This is a genomic window from Rhodobacter sp. P1_C2 (assembly GCF_056406375.1).
This window is the reverse complement of record NZ_JBFUAG010000002.1, coordinates 218,944-234,699: the sequence shown is the minus strand read 5'-3', so window position 1 is coordinate 234,699 and position 15,756 is coordinate 218,944. Positions and strand designations below refer to the sequence as shown.

General features: G+C 65.8%; 16 protein-coding genes. 4 read left to right on the top strand and 12 right to left on the bottom strand.

What is annotated here, in order from left to right; genetic code table 11:
• Positions 1 to 38: 38 nt before the first annotated feature.
• Entirely contained in the window at positions 39 to 500 is a 462-nt protein-coding gene (locus AC1DZT_RS03875; protein ID WP_478005283.1) for an Lrp/AsnC family transcriptional regulator, read from the top strand.
• Between the two features lie 153 nt (positions 501 to 653).
• Here the strand turns inward: AC1DZT_RS03875 and AC1DZT_RS03870 are convergent, their stop codons facing one another.
• From AC1DZT_RS03870 to ssb, 8 genes are all read right to left on the bottom strand, one after another.
• Positions 654 to 1,841 (bottom strand): cytochrome P450, encoded by a 1,188-nt coding sequence (locus AC1DZT_RS03870; RefSeq protein ID WP_478005282.1) that lies wholly within the window; start codon positions 1,839 to 1,841, stop codon positions 654 to 656.
• On the bottom strand, positions 1,838 to 2,749 hold the full coding sequence (locus AC1DZT_RS03865; protein ID WP_478005281.1) for a DMT family transporter: 912 nt from the start codon (positions 2,747 to 2,749) through the stop codon (positions 1,838 to 1,840). Before AC1DZT_RS03865 ends, AC1DZT_RS03870 begins: the two co-directional genes overlap by 4 nt.
• 82 nt (positions 2,750 to 2,831) lie before the next feature.
• Positions 2,832 to 3,575, bottom strand: a complete 744-nt coding sequence (gene tpiA, locus AC1DZT_RS03860; RefSeq protein ID WP_478005280.1) for a triose-phosphate isomerase — start codon at positions 3,573 to 3,575, stop codon at positions 2,832 to 2,834.
• A gap of 188 nt (positions 3,576 to 3,763) precedes the next feature.
• A complete protein-coding gene (locus AC1DZT_RS03855) occupies positions 3,764 to 4,123 on the bottom strand; it encodes a HesB/IscA family protein (RefSeq protein WP_478005279.1) in 360 nt (119 codons plus the stop codon).
• Between the two features lie 26 nt (positions 4,124 to 4,149).
• Positions 4,150 to 4,866 carry a DUF3307 domain-containing protein gene (locus tag AC1DZT_RS03850; RefSeq protein WP_478005278.1) on the bottom strand — a complete coding sequence of 239 codons (717 nt, stop codon included), beginning with the start codon at positions 4,864 to 4,866 and terminating at the stop codon, positions 4,150 to 4,152.
• On the bottom strand, positions 4,863 to 5,510 hold the full coding sequence (locus AC1DZT_RS03845; RefSeq protein WP_478005277.1) for a hypothetical protein: 648 nt from the start codon (positions 5,508 to 5,510) through the stop codon (positions 4,863 to 4,865). The genes AC1DZT_RS03850 and AC1DZT_RS03845 overlap by 4 nt, the downstream gene beginning before the upstream one ends.
• A 75-nt stretch (positions 5,511 to 5,585) precedes the next feature.
• Positions 5,586 to 5,948 carry an SUF system Fe-S cluster assembly protein gene (locus AC1DZT_RS03840; protein WP_478005276.1) on the bottom strand — a complete coding sequence of 121 codons (363 nt, stop codon included), beginning with the start codon at positions 5,946 to 5,948 and terminating at the stop codon, positions 5,586 to 5,588.
• Between the two features lie 76 nt (positions 5,949 to 6,024).
• Positions 6,025 to 6,576: a single-stranded DNA-binding protein gene (ssb, locus tag AC1DZT_RS03835; protein WP_478005275.1), complete on the bottom strand. Its 552-nt coding sequence runs from the start codon at positions 6,574 to 6,576 to the stop codon at positions 6,025 to 6,027.
• Between the two features lie 285 nt (positions 6,577 to 6,861).
• On the opposite strand from ssb, the gene AC1DZT_RS03830 reads away from it, so the two are divergent.
• The 3 genes from AC1DZT_RS03830 (at position 6,862) to AC1DZT_RS03820 (ending at position 9,175) form a co-directional block, all read left to right on the top strand.
• Positions 6,862 to 7,395, top strand: coding sequence for a helix-turn-helix transcriptional regulator (locus AC1DZT_RS03830; RefSeq protein WP_478005274.1), 534 nt, complete (start codon positions 6,862 to 6,864; stop codon positions 7,393 to 7,395).
• A 108-nt stretch (positions 7,396 to 7,503) separates the two neighbouring features.
• Positions 7,504 to 8,124, top strand: coding sequence for a lytic transglycosylase domain-containing protein (locus AC1DZT_RS03825; RefSeq protein ID WP_478005273.1), 621 nt, complete (start codon positions 7,504 to 7,506; stop codon positions 8,122 to 8,124).
• Positions 8,125 to 8,308: 184 nt separating this feature from the next.
• A complete protein-coding gene (locus AC1DZT_RS03820) occupies positions 8,309 to 9,175 on the top strand; it encodes an ion transporter (RefSeq protein ID WP_478005272.1) in 867 nt (288 codons plus the stop codon).
• A 73-nt stretch (positions 9,176 to 9,248) separates the two neighbouring features.
• Here AC1DZT_RS03820 and AC1DZT_RS03815 read toward each other — a convergent pair whose 3' ends face one another.
• The 4 genes from AC1DZT_RS03815 to AC1DZT_RS03800 form a co-directional block, all read right to left on the bottom strand.
• The gene (locus tag AC1DZT_RS03815; protein WP_478005271.1) at positions 9,249 to 11,333 is read right to left on the bottom strand and encodes a dipeptide ABC transporter ATP-binding protein; all 2,085 of its coding nucleotides are present in this window, start codon (positions 11,331 to 11,333) and stop codon (positions 9,249 to 9,251) included.
• Between the two features lie 134 nt (positions 11,334 to 11,467).
• On the bottom strand, positions 11,468 to 12,634 hold the full coding sequence (locus tag AC1DZT_RS03810; RefSeq protein WP_478005270.1) for an ABC transporter permease: 1,167 nt from the start codon (positions 12,632 to 12,634) through the stop codon (positions 11,468 to 11,470).
• A gap of 1 nt (position 12,635) precedes the next feature.
• Positions 12,636 to 13,721 carry an ABC transporter permease gene (locus tag AC1DZT_RS03805; protein ID WP_478005269.1) on the bottom strand — a complete coding sequence of 362 codons (1,086 nt, stop codon included), beginning with the start codon at positions 13,719 to 13,721 and terminating at the stop codon, positions 12,636 to 12,638.
• Positions 13,722 to 13,843: 122 nt separating this feature from the next.
• Positions 13,844 to 15,484, bottom strand: coding sequence for an ABC transporter substrate-binding protein (locus AC1DZT_RS03800; RefSeq protein ID WP_478005268.1), 1,641 nt, complete (start codon positions 15,482 to 15,484; stop codon positions 13,844 to 13,846).
• Positions 15,485 to 15,756: the final 272 nt, after the last annotated feature.

Here is a 15,756-nt window from a genome sequence, read left to right as displayed (position 1 = left end):
AAATGGAACGCGGTTCCGCGTTTTGAGGGAATGGTGGAATGGCAGCCCAAGTTGACGAATTGGACCGGAAGATCCTCGGCGAATTGCAGACCGATGCCGAGCAATCGCTGGATGAAATCGCCCGCAAGGTCGGCTCTTCCAAGACCCCGGTCTGGAACCGGATCAAGCGGATGCGCGACGCCGGGGTGATCAAGCGCACCACGGCGATCTGCGATCCGGAGGGGCTTGGGCTCGAGGCCTGTTTCTTCGTCCTGATCCGCACTTCGGAACACGAGGTCGGCTGGGAGAAACGCTTTCTCGACGTGGTCCGCCGCCGCCCGGAAGTGCTGGAGGCGCACCGCCTGGCAGGCGATGTCGATTACATCCTGAAAGTCTGGGTCAAGAACGCCCGCGCCTATGACGCCTTCTACCAGGCGCTGATCGCCGAGGTGAAGATCTACAACGTCACGGCGCTTTTGAGCATGGAAGAGATCAAGATGACCACCGCCCTGCCGCTGTGACGCCCCGAAGATGGGCAGATTGCCCATCCTACCGCCCCCCGTCGTGGCTTGGGGCCTTGCCTTGCGATTTCATTTTGGCCCAAATATCCCCGCCGGAGGCTCCCGCATTCAGGGTCTAGCCTCCGGCGGGGATATTTGGATCTGGATGAAGGGTCAGCGGCGGACCGTCAGGCGTTTCAGGCCGTGGAAATGGTAGATATCGGCGTAAGCTGGGGCCTCGGCGAGGTGGAGGCCGGGCAGGCGCGCGAAGAGGATCGGCAGGGCGGTTTGCAGTTCCAGCCGGGCGAGCGGGGCGCCGACGCAGAAATGCAGGCCGGCGCCGAAGGAGACATTGGGTTTGAGCGGGCGGGTCGGGTCGAAGATCGCGGGCGCGTCCCAGGTTTGCGGGTCGCGGTTGGCCATGCCGAGGAGCAGGTTCACCTGGTCGCCGCGGTGGAAGGTGTGGCCCATGACCTCGACATCCTCATAGGCCCAGCGGCTGAAGATGTGGAGCGCGGGATCGAAGCGCAGGATCTCTTCGACCGTGGCTTCGGGCGTGGCGAGGGCGGCTTGCTGGCCCTGTTCCAGCAGCAGTTTGACGCCGTTGCCGATGGTGTGGACGGTGGCCTCGTGGCCGGCGTTCAGCAAGAGGATGCAGGTGGTGATCAGCTCGTCCGTGGTCAGGCGATCGCCGGCCTCTTCGGCGGCGATGAGATGGGTGATCAGGTCATCGGCGGGGCTGGCGCGGCGTTCCTCGACGTAATGGCGCAGGAAGGCCACGAAGGCCTCGGTCGCGGCCACGGCGCGGTCTTCGCGGGCGCGGATCTCGGCCTTGTCGCCGCGGCCGCCGAGATACATGCCGACCATCGCATTGGACCAGCGCAAGAGGTCCGGCGCCATCGCCTCGGGCACGCCGAGCAGGCGGGCGATGATGATGACCGGCAGTTTCTGGCCGAACTCGGCGATGAGGTCGAAGTCGCCCGCGGGGAAGGCGTCGATCAGGTCATGGCTGAGGGTGGCGATTTCGGGCCTGAGCGCCTCGATCCGGCGCGAGGTGAAGGCGCGCAGCACGAGGCTGCGCAGGCGGGTGTGGCGTGGCGGTTCCAGCTCCAGCATCGAATGGGCTTCGACGGCGTAGAAGGGGGCGAGATGGGCCGGGATCGCCGGGGCGCGTTCGGCCGGGGCCTCGCGGCCAAAGCGGCGGTCGCGGAAGATCGCGCTGCAGGCGGCGGCCTTGCCGGTGCAGATGCGGTCATATTCGGCCCAGCGGAAGAATGGGCCGGCCTTGCGGGCGGCTTCGTAGAATTCATAGGGGTTCTGGACGAAATCCGGATCGGTCGGGGATTGCGAGAGCGTGATCATTTGGGCAGTCGGATCAGTCCTTGCGCGATCAGCACGCCGACCGCCACGATGACCGCGCCGTAAGCCTGCGGCCAGTTCCAGCCGGCGCCGAGCGCGAACATGATGATCATCACATAGAAGGGCACCGCGTTCATGTGCAGCGCCGAAAGCCCGATGCCAAGCTGGCCCACCGCCATGATCCAGAGCACCTGGCTGATCGCAAGCGAGCCCACGCCGAAGAGCATGAGCGCCGACCATTGCGGCAATCCCATCGCCTGCCATTGCGTCGCAGGTCCGCCGAGCGCGCTGTAGGTCACGGCCACCACGCTCATCAGGATCGCGGCGCCGGTCACGGTGATCGCGGTGCGGCCGAGGGGCGTCAGCGTCGGGAAGGCGGTGACCGTGGCGCGCGAGCCCCAGGTGAAGGCTAGGACCGAGGCAAAGGCCGCCAGCGCGCCGAGCCCGAGTTTCATCGAGCCCATGCCCGCGCCGTAAGCCATGAAACCGCCGAACAGGCTAAGCGCGAGGCCGAGGATCAGCGCGATGGTCAGGCGGCGGCCGTCGAACATCACCTCCAGCGCGATGCCGATCACCGGCATGATCGCGGTGATCACCGCCACGGTGACCGGGTCGGTCTTGGCCTGGGCGATGACCAGAAGCACGGCACCAAGGCCGATGCAGATGCCGCCGACCAGGATGCCCTTGCCCCAATTGGCCGAACGGAGCGGGCCAAAACCCTCCATCGCGATCCAGAGCGGGATCAGGAAGGCTGCGGCCAGCGAGGCGCGCAGCGCCGTCAGCGTGACCGGCGGGATCAGGGGAATGACCAGCTGCGCCGCGGGCAGACCTGCGGCCCAGGTCAGCATCGAGGCCAGACAGATCAGGTTCGCGACAAGCGCGCTGCGCGGGGGGGCAATGGCGATGGACATGGGAGGAGCCTAACCGGGCCGCCGGGCGCGCTCTGCGCCGGATGCGACCCGGGGTGTCGTTAAGGGATTTTGGCGCCGGTGCTCAGGCGGCCGACAGCGCCGCGACGATGGCGCCGAAATCGGCGGCCTTGAGGCTGGCCCCGCCGACGAGGGCGCCGTCGACGTGCCTGACCGCAAAGATCTCGCGCGCGTTGGAGGGCTTGACCGAGCCGCCGTAAAGGATGCGGACGCCGTTGCCGTCTTCACCGAGCGCCATCACCAGACCGGCGCGCAGGGCGGCATGGACTTCGGCGATCTGGTCGAGCGTCGGCGTGCGGCCGGTGCCGATGGCCCAGACCGGTTCATAGGCGATCACCAGGTTGGCAGAGGTCGCACCTGCGGGCAGGGAAAGCGTGAGCTGGCTGCCGCAATGGGCCAGCGTGTCGCCGGCATCGCGCTGCGCCTCGGTCTCGCCGACGCACACGATGGCGATCAGGCCGGCGGCCAGGGCGGCCTCGGCCTTGGCTTTCACCAGGGCATCGGTCTCGCCATGATCGGCGCGGCGTTCGGAATGGCCGAGGATGACATGGGAGGCCCCGGCATCGGCCAGCATGGCGGCGGAGATGTCGCCGGTATGGGCGCCGGAGGCCTTGGCGTGGCAATCCTGCGCGCCGATCCTGAGGGCAGCGCCTGCGACCTGGGCGCTGGCGGCGGCAATCAGGGTGGCGGGCGGGCAGATCAGCATCTCGCAGGCCGGGGCGGGGTGGGCCGCCACCAGGGCGGTCAATTCGGCCAGCGCCGCCTTGCTGCCGTTCATCTTCCAATTGCCTGCTGCGAGTTTCTTCATCTGCCCCTCCATTTCGGTGTCCGAGGGGTAGCCAAAAGGGCGCGGCTTGGGAAGCGGAAAACGGGGGAGGGCGCTCGGCGGACCCGGCTGGGGGTTTCACACCCCCAGACCCCCGTGGGATATTTATGGACCAATGAAGGGGGCAGGGGGAATTGGGGAGATGTTGGAATGGCGGGGGGGGGCGCCGGTCAGGCGGCGGGGGCGTCCTTGAACTTGATCGACTCGCCGCATCCGCAGGCCTCGGCCACGTTGGGATTGCGGAACTTGAAGCCGCTTTCGAGCAGGCCCACCTCGTAGTCGATCTCGGTGCCGATCAGGAACATCTGCGCCATCGGCGCGATCAGCACGCGGGCGCCGTCCTGTTCGACGACCTCGTCGAGCGGATTGACCGAGGTCACGTAATCCATCGTGTATTCCATGCCGGCACAGCCGCCCTTCTTGACGCCGATGCGCAGGCCTTCGGCCCCCTTGGTGGCCATGAGCCCCGCGATCTGGCGGGCGGCGGTGGGAGAGAGGGTGACGGCGGCTTTGCCGGGGATGCCAAACATGGGGAGATCTCCTGTAGAGTCCCAATCTAGGGTGTCAGATCGGGAATTCCAAGCGGGGGCAGGTGGTGAAGCAGGGCAGAAATCGCGGCGGAGATCACGATGGCCCAGGAAACCGAGGCCAGCGTGCCGATGATCACATATTCCGACAGTTTGCGGTCATCGCCGACGGCGCCGAAACGCAGCACGGATTTGGCCGCGACGAGATAGCCGATGCCCTGGGACTGGCCGGTCAGGATCAGCGCGAAGATCAGCCCGCGCTCCAGAAGCCCGATCATCCTTCCGCCGCCGGGCAGGCCGGCGGGGGCCTCGGCGGCCCAGGGCTCCATCAGAAGGCCCACGGCGGTGCCGCCGGCGCGGGTGGTCAGGATCAGCCCGGCGACCAGCGCCATCAGGGGCGCAAGGCGGGGGCAGGCGGCCCAGAAGCCGCCGGAGCAGAGGCCCGGCGCGAGGGCGGCGAAGGCGAGGAGGATGGCCAGATGGGCGGCCTGACTGACGAGGAAGGTGGTGAGCCCGGCCTTGGCCCCGAACTTGCGCGTGCCAAATCCGAGGCCCGCCTTGATGGCAAGGTGCACCGCGGCCAGGACCAGCAGCCAGAGCGAGGCGCTGCCGGTGGTCAGGCTGGCGATCAGAAGGAAAAGCAGGCTCTGCCGGGCCCGCGCGCCCGGTCCTTCGGTCTTGCCCATGGGCAGCACGAAATCGGCAAGGGCATGGGCGAGAAGCAGGGCGGCGAATGTGGCGATCATCGGTCATGCTCCTTCGGCGCCAAGGCCGCTTCCCAGCCCTGCAGGGCCTGGCGGATCGCGCGCAACCCCGCGCCGTTCAGCCGATAGTTGACCGCCTGTGCCGAGATGGCAAGCCGTGTCGCCATCGCCGCGAGGGTCGGCTGGGCCGGGGCGAGCGCCATGGCCATGGCCTCGGCCTGTTCGCGGCTCCAGCGGCGGGCGAGTTCATCGGCGAGCGTCAGGATGGCCTGCAGCAGGGGCGTCTCCGGCCCGGCGCTGACCGCGACCCTCTGCATTCGGGGCATGTGGTCCAGCCCCTGGCCCGAGGCGGTGAAGGCGGCACCTCCGGCATCGGAAAGATCCCTTGTGCCGAGGCTGTCGACCGGGCCGATGGCCAGCGAAATCCGGGTCGGGATGCCGCCTTCCTGCGCCCGCAGCCGGGCCTGCAGCATCAGGACAGCGCGCAGCGTCTGGGATGGCGTGTGCAGCACCATCTGCCAGGCATCGCCGCGCGACCGGGTGAAGCGGCTGTCCGCGCCACCTTGCCAGGCCGCGATCTCGCCTGCCACCTCTGCGATTTCGGTCATGGCGGCGCTCAGCGCCTCGGCCCCCGCCGCGGTCGAGCCGATGAGATCGCCGGTCAGGACGGCGTAGATCCGTGGCATGGAAAGCCCCTTGGCTTGATCTGCATAAATCAAGTTATAAGGCTTTAAAGTTTAAAAATCAAGCCTTGAGGCTTGTCACATGAAGCCGAGTTCCAGACGGGCCTCGTCGGACATCATCTCCATGCCCCAGGGCGGATCGAAGGTCATCAGGACGCTGACCTCCTTGACGCCGGGCACGGATTCGACCGCGGCCTCGACCCAGCCGGGCATCTCGCCCGCCACGGGGCAACCGGGCGCGGTGAGGGTCATGTGAATCTCCACCGCGTTCTCGGCCGAGATCTCGATCGTGTAGACCAGGCCCAGATCAAAGATATTGACCGGGATTTCAGGGTCATAGACGGTACGACAGGCGTCGACGACCTGTTCGTACAGGGCATGTTCGGTGGTGGAGGGGCGGATCAGGGGGGTGCCCTCGATCTTGTCCGGCTGCTCGGTCATGACGCGCTCACTTGGGTTGTTGAGCGATTATATAGGGAATATCCCCCAAAGGTCCAGAGCAGCCGGGAGGACCCGATCAGAACGGGATCTCGTCGTCCAGATCCGAACGCCCGCCGCCCGCGCCACCGCCGCCGCCCGAGCGGCCGCCGCCATAGCCGCCGCCCGAAGCCCCACCCGAGGCGCCGCCGCGATAGCCGCCACCCGAGGGCGCGCCGCCGCCATAGCCCGGGTCCTCGCCGCCACGGTCGTCATAGCTGCCGCCACCGCCGCCGCCATCCCGGCCGCCGAGCAGGGTCAGCTCGCCACGGAACTGGCGCAGCACGATCTCGGTCGTGTAGCGGTCGGCGCCCGACTGGTCCTGCCATTTGCGGGTTTCCAGCTGGCCCTCGATATAGACCGTGGAGCCCTTCTTCAGATATTGCTCTGCGATCTTGCCCAGAGCCTCGTTGAAGATCGCGACCGAATGCCATTCGGTGCGCTCCTTGCGCTCGCCGCTGGCCTTGTCGCGCCAGGTTTCCGAGGTGGCGATGCGCAGGTTCACCACCTTGCCGCCATTGGGAAAGCTGCGCACTTCCGGGTCGCGCCCGAGGTTGCCCACGATGATGACCTTGTTGACCGAACCCGCCATACTGCTCTCCCTGATTCCGTTTGTGCCGGCAGGGTCGCCGGACTTGGTTAAGAAAACCTATAGACCGAGCAGCGTCCCGGCTGCAATGCGCCTGCCGGTTTTGGTGCGGCCCCTTTCGCCCTGCCTCTTTTCCGGCACGCCTCTGCCTGCGCCGCGGGCAGAGGCGCGCCGGTTGCAGCCTTGTGATGGGCGCCCCCCTTCCGGCGCTGCCGGCTTGCCGCTAATCAGGCGTCAGGCCGCCGGATTGGGCAGCCTGGGCCGAAGGGCAGTTCCAGAGGGCGATTTATGAGCGGCAAAGAGCTTTTGAGCGCGAGGGGCGTCTGGCCCGTCCTGGCCCTGATCATCATCCAGGCGATCTGCACCGTGATCTTCATGGCCGATGTCGCGACCGACATCCTGCCGCAGGGCATGGCCGCCCTGACCAATCCTTCGAACCTCTCGGAGCTTGCCGCCTCGCTGGGGCTGATTCTGGGGCTGGTCTTCGAGGTGCTGGTCCTTTGGCGCCTGATGCACCGCCAGCACCGGATGCAGCAAAGCCTGACCGTGGCGACCGGGGCGCTGTCGGATCTGATGGAGGGTTATTTCCGCAGCTGGGCCCTGACCCCGACCGAGGCCGATGTGGCGGCCTTCACCATCAAGGGCTATTCGATCGCCGAGATCGCCTCCTTGCGCGGCTCGGCCGAGGGCACGATCAAGACCCATCTCAACGCGATCTATCGCAAATCCGGCACGGCGGGGCGGGCGCAGCTGGTCTCGGTCCTGGTCGAGGACCTGTTCCGTGGTGCGCTGGTCGGCGAGGCGCGGGCAGCCAAACCCTGAAATCTGGGCAGGCTGCCGCCGAGCCTTGGCAATTTCGCTTGCCAAGGCCGATCAATTTCCTATGACTAACGCAGCAGCAAGCCGCTGGTTCCTGCGGTTGGGGGCAAAATGCGTGTGATCGGATCAAGGCCTGGGCGCCGGATCGCTGCGGCGGTCGTGGCGGGGGCGGTGATTGTGGCGCTTGGCGCACCTGCCTTGGCAGAGGGTCTGGTGCTGGGTGGGGCGGGCAAGGGACGCACGGCGCAGTTCCGCAACCAGCTTGCCCTGCTCGACGGCAAGCTTGCCCAGCAATATTCCAACTCCGCACGGCTGAAGCCCGGCGCCGGCAAGGATGTCAGCGTCGCCTCGGTCCGCTATTCGGGGCGCTACCGCGGCGTCTATCTCGACATGGCCAAGGCCGCCGCCGCCAAATATGGCGTGCCGGAGAATATCTTCCTCAAGCTCGTCCAGCAGGAAAGCGGCTGGAACCCGGATGTCGTCTCGGCCAAGGGCGCGGTGGGGCTGGCACAGCTGTTGCCGACCACGGCGGATCACCTTGGCGTGGATGAGACCGACCCGAAATCGAACCTCGAGGGCGGGGCGCGCTATCTCTCGATGATGTTCGCCCGCTTCGGCAGCTGGAAGCTCGCCCTGGCCGCCTACAACGCCGGCCCCGAGGCGGTCGAGGCCGCGGGTGGCGTGCCGGAATACCAGGAAACCCAGAACTACGTCCTGGCCATCCTCGGCTGAGGCTGGCAGGGCTGCGGCGCTGTCCCCGGCCCATGCCGGAGGCTGGCCTTTGCACGCGTGCAATCCGTCACAAACTATTGATCATCAAGGAAATTCAAATTTCCGTTAGGCTTTCGCTAACCTCTGGCAGGTCCAGCCGCCGCCGGACTAGGGTGCCCTCCTGCCACCACAGGGAATCGGCCGGATGGATGATGTGAGCACGGGCGCAAAGGGCTTTGGTCTGCGGCGGGTCTTCACCGATCCGCATTATGCCGGCTACCGCTATTGGCACATGATCATCATGGCCTTCACCATCGGCTCCTGCATCGACCTCGCCCTCGAAAGCGTCCGCGACCTGGCCGACAACCACGCCGCCCTCTTCACCTGGTCGGAATGGAGCACGGTGGTCATGTTCACCATCGATGCGGTGGCCAATGTCTATTTCTCGCCCAAGCCCTGGCGCTATGTCTTCTCGATCTGGGGGCTGATCGACATCATCTCGGTGGTGCCGTCCTATTTCATGCTGGTCAACCTCACCTCGCTGCGCTCGACCAAGATGCTGCGGCTGGTCCGGGTGGTGCGCGCCCTGCGGGTGCTGAAGCTGGCACGGACGGCGGCGGATGGCGCCGATGTGACCCAGGCCAACCCGATCCTGGCCAATCTCAAGATCTATGTGATCATCTTCTTCGCCGTCTTCATGCTGGCCTCGACCTCGATGTATTACGTCGAAGGCTCGCTCTATTCGCCCGATGCGATGCAGGCCGGACAGGCGGCGCTGGATGCGGCGGCCCCGGCGGGGGCCCATGCCGGCGTCTTCGTGCCGGTCGATCCGATCTCGGGCAGCCCGATCCCCGCCGCCTCGCGCAACTTCACCTCGATCCCGGCCGCGATGTGGTGGTGCATCGAGACGATGACCACGACCGGTTACGGCGACATGTACCCGGTCACCGTCGGCGGGCGGATCGTGGCGGCGATCACCATGCTCTGTGGGTTGATCCTGTTCGGCATCCTGTTGAACATCGTCAACAAGACCATGATGCTGCTGTTCTTCGGCGAAAACGCCTCGGAATGAGGCGCGGGACCGCGGGCAACAGGCGCAAGGCCGGTTGGTAGGATGGGCAATCTGCCCATCTTCCGGGGTCGGGTCACTCCGCCGCGATCTTGATCACCGGCTCCATCCCGGCCAGGATCTCGTCCGAGAGGTGGCACTTGATCTGGTGGCCGCCTTCCAGCGTCTTGACCGCCGGCATCTCGCGGTCGCAAAGCCCGTCCGGCACCTGCGATTTCCAGCGGCATCGCGTCTGGAAGGGGCAGCCCGGCGGCGGGTTCATCGCCGAAGGAATGTCGCCCTCCAGCACGATGCGCTTGCGGATCACCTTGGTGTCGGCAATCGGCACGGCAGAAAGCAGCGCCTCGGTATAGGGGTGATAGGGCGGCTGGAAGACCTGGTCGGTGGTCCCGGTCTCGACCACATGGCCAAGATACATCACCAGCACCCGGTCCGAGAGATACCGCACGATCGACAGATCGTGCGAGATGAACAGAAGCGTCGTGCCGTTTTCGCGCTGGATGTCCATCAGAAGGTCGGTCACGGCGGCCTGAACCGAGACGTCCAGCGCCGAGACCGGCTCATCCGCCACCACGACCTTGGCCCCGCCGGCAAAGGCCCGGGCGATGCCGACGCGCTGCTTCTGCCCGCCCGACAGCTGGCGCGGCATCCGGTCGGCAAAGGCGCGCGGCAGTTTCACGAGGTCGAGCAGTTCCAGCATCCGCTGCTTGCGCTCGGCATCCGAGGCGCCGAAGTGGAAGACCTCCAGCGCGCGGATGATCTGCCGCCCGACCGGCATCGAAGGGTTGAGCGTGTCGAAGGGGTTCTGGAACACCATCTGCACCGAAGACACCGTATCGACATTGCGCTTCTGGATCGGCGTCGATTGCACGTTCTCGTCGAACAGCATGATCGAGCCCGAGGTCGCGGTCTCCAGCCCCATCAGCACCTTGGCGAAGGTCGACTTGCCGCAGCCGCTTTCGCCGACGATGGCGAGGGTCTCGCCGGAGCGGGCCTCGAAGCTCAGCGTCTCGTTGGCCTTCACCACCTTGGCATTGCCGCCACCGAAGGCGCCGGAGGAGACCGAGTAATATTTCTTCAGATCCTCCATCTTCAGGACGACCTCGCCGATCGGCGATTTCAGCTTGGCAACGCGGGCGGCGGGCGGCGCCATCCAGTTGATCTCGGCCCATTTCAGGCAGCGCGAGCCGTGGCGGTCGCCGCCGGGCACGTCCGACATCGGGATATCCCGGGCATCGCAGCGCCCGGCCTCGAAATAATCGCAGCGCGGCCCGAAGTTGCAGCCCTTGGGGCGTTCATGCGGCAGGGGGAAGTTGCCGGGGATCGAGATGAGGGGCCGCGAGTTCTTGTCGGCGCCCGGCAGGGGGATCGAGCGGAACAGCGCCTGGGTATAGGGGTGGCGCATCGTGTCGAAAACCTCGGCCACATTGCCGGTCTCGACCGCCTCGCCGGAATACATCACGCAAAGCCTGTCGCAGACATCCATGATCAGGCCGAGGTTGTGCGAAATGAACAGCATCGAGGTGCCGTATTTCTCGGCCAGATCCTTGACCAGATCGACGATCCCCGCCTCCACCGTCACGTCGAGCGCTGTGGTCGGCTCGTCGAGGATCAGAAGCGCCGGTTTCGACATCAGCGCCATGGCGATGACGATGCGCTGCTGCTGGCCGCCCGAGAGCTGGTGCGGGAAGGCGTGCAGGATGCGGTCGGGGTCGGGCAGGCGGACGTCGGCGACGATCTGGCGGGCGAGCTTCCAGGCCTCCTCCTTGCCCATGCCCTGATGGATCATCGGCACTTCGGCGAGCTGCGCGCCGATCTTCATCGCCGGGTTCAGCGAGGCCATCGGCTCCTGGTAGATCATCGCGATTTCCGAACCGCGGAGCTGGCGCAATTCCTCCTCGCTCATCGTCACGAGGTCGCGGCCTTTGAACTTGATCGAGCCGCCGGTGATCCGCCCGTTCTTGCCCAGATCGCGCATGACACCCAGGGCCACGGTCGACTTGCCACAACCGCTCTCGCCCACCAGCCCCATCGCCTCGCCGGCCATGACCTTGCAGGAGAAATCCATCACCGCCGGGATCTCGCGCATCCGGGTGAAAAAGGAGATCGAGAGATTCTCGATGTCGAGGATCGGCTGGCTCGGGTCCCATTGGGTGGTCATGGCGGGCCTCTATGCTGCAGGGTTTGGTCAGGTGGCGGCGGCAGGAGCGGGGGGTTTCACACCCCCCGCACCCCCCGTGGGATATTTATGGACCAATGAAGGGGGGCCGGGGGGGCGGATTCAGAGGTCGGGCATCAGTCCTTCAGGCTTTCTTCGCGCAGGCCGTCGGCCAGCAGGTTGAGGCCGAGGACGAGGGTCATCAGGGCAAGGGCTGGCACCACGGCGGGGTGGGGGAAGCTCAACAGCACCTTGCGGCCGGCGCTGATGGTGGAGCCCCAGTCCGGGCTTTCGGGCGAGACGCCGAGGCCGAAGAAGCCGAGCGTGCCGAGGAGGATCGTCGTGTAGCCGATCCGCAGGCAGTAGTCGACGATCAGGGGCCCTCGGGCATTGGGCAGGATCTCCCACAGCATGATGTACCAGGCCTGCTCGCCCCTTGTCTGGCCTGCGGCGACATAGTCGCGGGCCTTGAGGTCGAGGACGATGCCCCGCACGATGCGGAAGACGGTGGGGGCGTTGACGAAGACCACCGAGACGAAGACGTTCAGCAGGTTCGGGTCCATCCCCCAGAGGCCGAGCGGGTCGCGGTTGAAGGCGAGGCCGGAATAGGCCCAGAAGCCCAGCACCAGGGTCAGGCCGACATAGAGGTTGCGCTTGGGCGGGTTGGTGTGGAAGCGCGAGTTGAAGAGCACCGCGAAGAAGCCGATCGGGATCAGGAACAGCACCGCCGCCAGCACGACCGGGATGCCAGTGTTGCGGATCTCGGGTGTCACCAGCAGGTAGAACAGCAGGATCACCGGGAAGGCCAGCACGAGGTTGGCAAAGAAGCTCAGCACCGTGTCGAGCTTGCCGCCGAAATAGCCCGCCGGCAGGCCGAGCGTGATGCCCACCACATAGGCAAAGCTGGTGGCGGCCGGCGCGATGATCAGCACCGAACGCGCCCCCATCACCATCCGCGAGAAGACATCGCGCGCCAGGTGGTCGCCGCCGAGCAGGAACCAAGGATATTGCCCCTCGGGGCCGGGCGGGGTGGGCATGCCGGGCAGCGGGTTCTTGACCGAGCCGAGCTGGACCAGCGGGTCGAAGGTCGCGATGGCCCCGGCGAAGATCGCGGTGAAGACCCAGAACATCACGATGAAGAAGCCGATCATGCCGACCGGCGAGTCAAAGAGCTTGCCGTAAAGCCCGAGGTGCCGCTTGAAGCGGATCGACAGGCCAAAGGTCACCACGAGGGCCACCCAGACCGGCCAGAACTGCTTGGCCATCAGCGCGAAGATCATCGGCCAGGAGAGAATATCTGTCATGTCAGCCCAGCCGGATACGGGGATTGAGGAAGACATAGCCGATGTCCGAAATCAGCTGTGTCAGCAGCACGAAGACCACGGCGACGACCGAGGCGCCCAGAAGCATGTCGATGTCGTTGTTGGAGGCGGCGGTGACCAGCATCCAGCCGAAGCCCTTGTAATTGAACAGAGTCTCGGTGATCACCACGCCGTTCAAGAGATAGGGGAACTGCAGCATGATCACGGTGAAGGGCGCGATCATCGCATTCCGAAGCGCATGGCGCATCACGACCTGCTTGAAGTTCACGCCTTTCAGACGCGCGGTGCGGATATATTGCTGGGTCATCACCTCGGTCATGCTGGCCCGGGTCATCCGGGCGATGTAGCCGACGCCGTAGAGCGCGATCGTCGCCACCGGCAGGGTGAAGTTCCAGAAGGTGATATGGTCCATGGCCGAGGTGGCCGAACCCTGGAAGAGGATCTTGCCGCTGATCCAGCCCCAGCTGGCCAGCAGAGGCGACAGCCCAGCGGCGGGCGAGGCCAGGAGTGCCACCAGGATCACGCCCGAGACATATTCCGGCGTCGCCGAGGACATGATCGAGAAGGTCGACAGCACCCGGTCGTTCCGCGACCCCTCGCGCATCCCGGCCACAACCCCGATCACCAGCGCCACCGGCACCATGATCAGCATGACCGCCAGCATCAGCCAGCCGGTCGCCGCCATGGCGACGCCAAGCTGGTAGAGAACCGGCTTCTTGAACACGGTGGAAAAGCCCCAGTTGCCCTGGAAGATGCCGCAGAACCGCGGCGCCAGCGCCGGGTCATCGTTCTGCCGGATGCAGAGGCCGCGCGTCACGCCCTTGTCGTCGGTGCGCGTCCAGCCGGGCGCCACGCCCAGCCATTCGGCATAGCGGTAGAAGACCGAGCCGCCATGGCCATTGTCCTCGATCCAGGCGGCGACCGCCTCATCGGTCATCCGCACCGAGCCTTCGGCCCGGGCGAGTTTTTCCAGGTTGGGCGGCAGGTTGGTCAGGTAGAAGACAACGAAGGTCAGGACCAGCGCCGTCAGAACCATCACGCCCAGGCGCCGCATCACGAATTTGAGCATCTATGTCCCACCGCTGCAGACCTCGTGCCAGACCACGGGGCCGCAGGCGGCCGCGCGATACATGCGAAAAGAAGAGGGGCGGGCGCGCCACGATGCGCGCACCCGCCCCGATCAGGCAAGCCTCAGGCCAGCGACCACAGGTAGTGGTGATGCTCGAAGGAGGGGTGCATTTCCATCCCCTTCACATTGGGCTTGGCGTGGCGGAACAGCGAACGCCAGTAGGGCTGGATGATATAGCCTTCATCCTGCAGGATCTTCTCCAGCACGGCGGCGACTTCGCGGCGCTTGTCGGCATCGGCCAGACCGAGCGCCTTGGCCATCGCGTCGTCGAACTCCTTGTTGGCCATGCCGGTCTCGTTCCACGACCCGGTCGAGGTATAGGCGAGCGACATGTTCTGCACGGCCAGCGGACGGTGGTTCCAGGTGGTCGAGGAGAAGGGATATTTCTGCCAGTCGTTCCAGAAGGTCGAGCCCGGCATCACGGTCCGCTTCACGTTCACGCCCGCTTCGCGCAGCTGACCTGCGACCGCGTCGGTCGTATCCAGCTCGAAGCCGCCGTCGAGCGAGATCAGCTCGAACTCGGCATCGGCCAGCTTGTACTTGGCCAGAACGTCCTTGACCTTGGTCTTGTCGAAGGTCTGGGCCGGCAGCTTGGCATATTCCGGGTGCACCGGGCAGGCATGGTGGTTTTCGGCGGTGGTGCCGAGACCCTTGTAGCCCAGCTCCAGCACGACCTTGGGATCGACGGCCAGTTGCAGGGCCGAACGGACCTCTTTCTCCTTGTAGAGATCGGAGGTGGCCGAGTTGAAGCGCATGACGATGGTCGAGGCGGTGACGGCCTCGTACTTGGTCCAGCCGAGGGTGTTCAGCTGGTCGATATAGTCGCCGGTCGTCTCGTAGTTGGCGTCGATCTCGTCCGAGTTGGCGAGGTTGACCATGGCCGAGAGGTCGGTGCCGAAGTCGATGTAGTGGATCTCGTCGAGCGGTGCGACACCACCCCACCACTTGTGGGATTCCGGGGCGCGGACCAGGGTCATCTTCTGGCCGACCGAGATTTCGCCCGGCACATAGGGGCCGGTGCCGATCGGGTTGACCGAAGGATCGTCGCCGTCCTTGAAGGACTTGTGGACCACGGCGGCCGGATAGTCGGCGAGGTTCGGGACCACGGCCACGTCCGACAGCGACATCTTCAGCTGCACGGTCATGTCATCGACCTTGACGACAGCGCCTTCGCGCAGCTGCTTGGTCTTCTCGTCGACGAGGCCGAGGAAGCGCGAGGCCATCGCATTGCCTTCGACGGTGCCATCGGTCCAGCGCTTGAAGTTGCCCACCACGTCATCGGCGGTGAAATCGTCGCCGTTGTTCCACTTCACGCCCTTGCGGACATGGAGGGTATATTCGGTGGCGTCGGCATTGGCTTCCCAGCTTTCCAGCAGGCGGCCTTCGAAGGTCCCGTCAGGGTTGTACTGGATCAGATATTCCAGCCAGCCGCGGTAGACGTTGGCAATCTGCGGCCAGTCGGCCAGGCGCGGGTCCTTCTGCGCCTTGGTTTCCATCGACATGCGCAGCACGCCGCCGATCTTGGCATCCTCGGCGCGGGCCGGGGCGCTGAAGCCCATCAGCCCATAGGCTGCAACGGCGGTGACGCCCATCGCGGTGGTCCGGGTCAGGAATTCGCGACGGCTCAGCTTGCCGGCGCGCAGATCTTTCAGGTGCATCCCGGTGGACGGGTGCAAGCCCTTGATCTCGGTCATCTCGTTCATCCTAGTCTCCCTGTCAGGCCATTGCCTTGTTTTCATTTTTCCGAGGCACTGCTTGCGCGCCGGCTTCCCATGCCACGAAGCGGCTGCGCCAAGCGATGCGGCGCAGGGAGGGGAAGTTCAGATCGGCGCGGTGCAGGTGCTCACGCCTTCATTCCGCACCTTTTCCCGCCATCCGTCAACGCTTGGTTTCGACAGTTCCTGTAACGTTTGCGACCTGAAGTCCCGCTCCATGCGAAAGTTGCGACACTTTCCGGCGCGGCGGCACGGGGGCG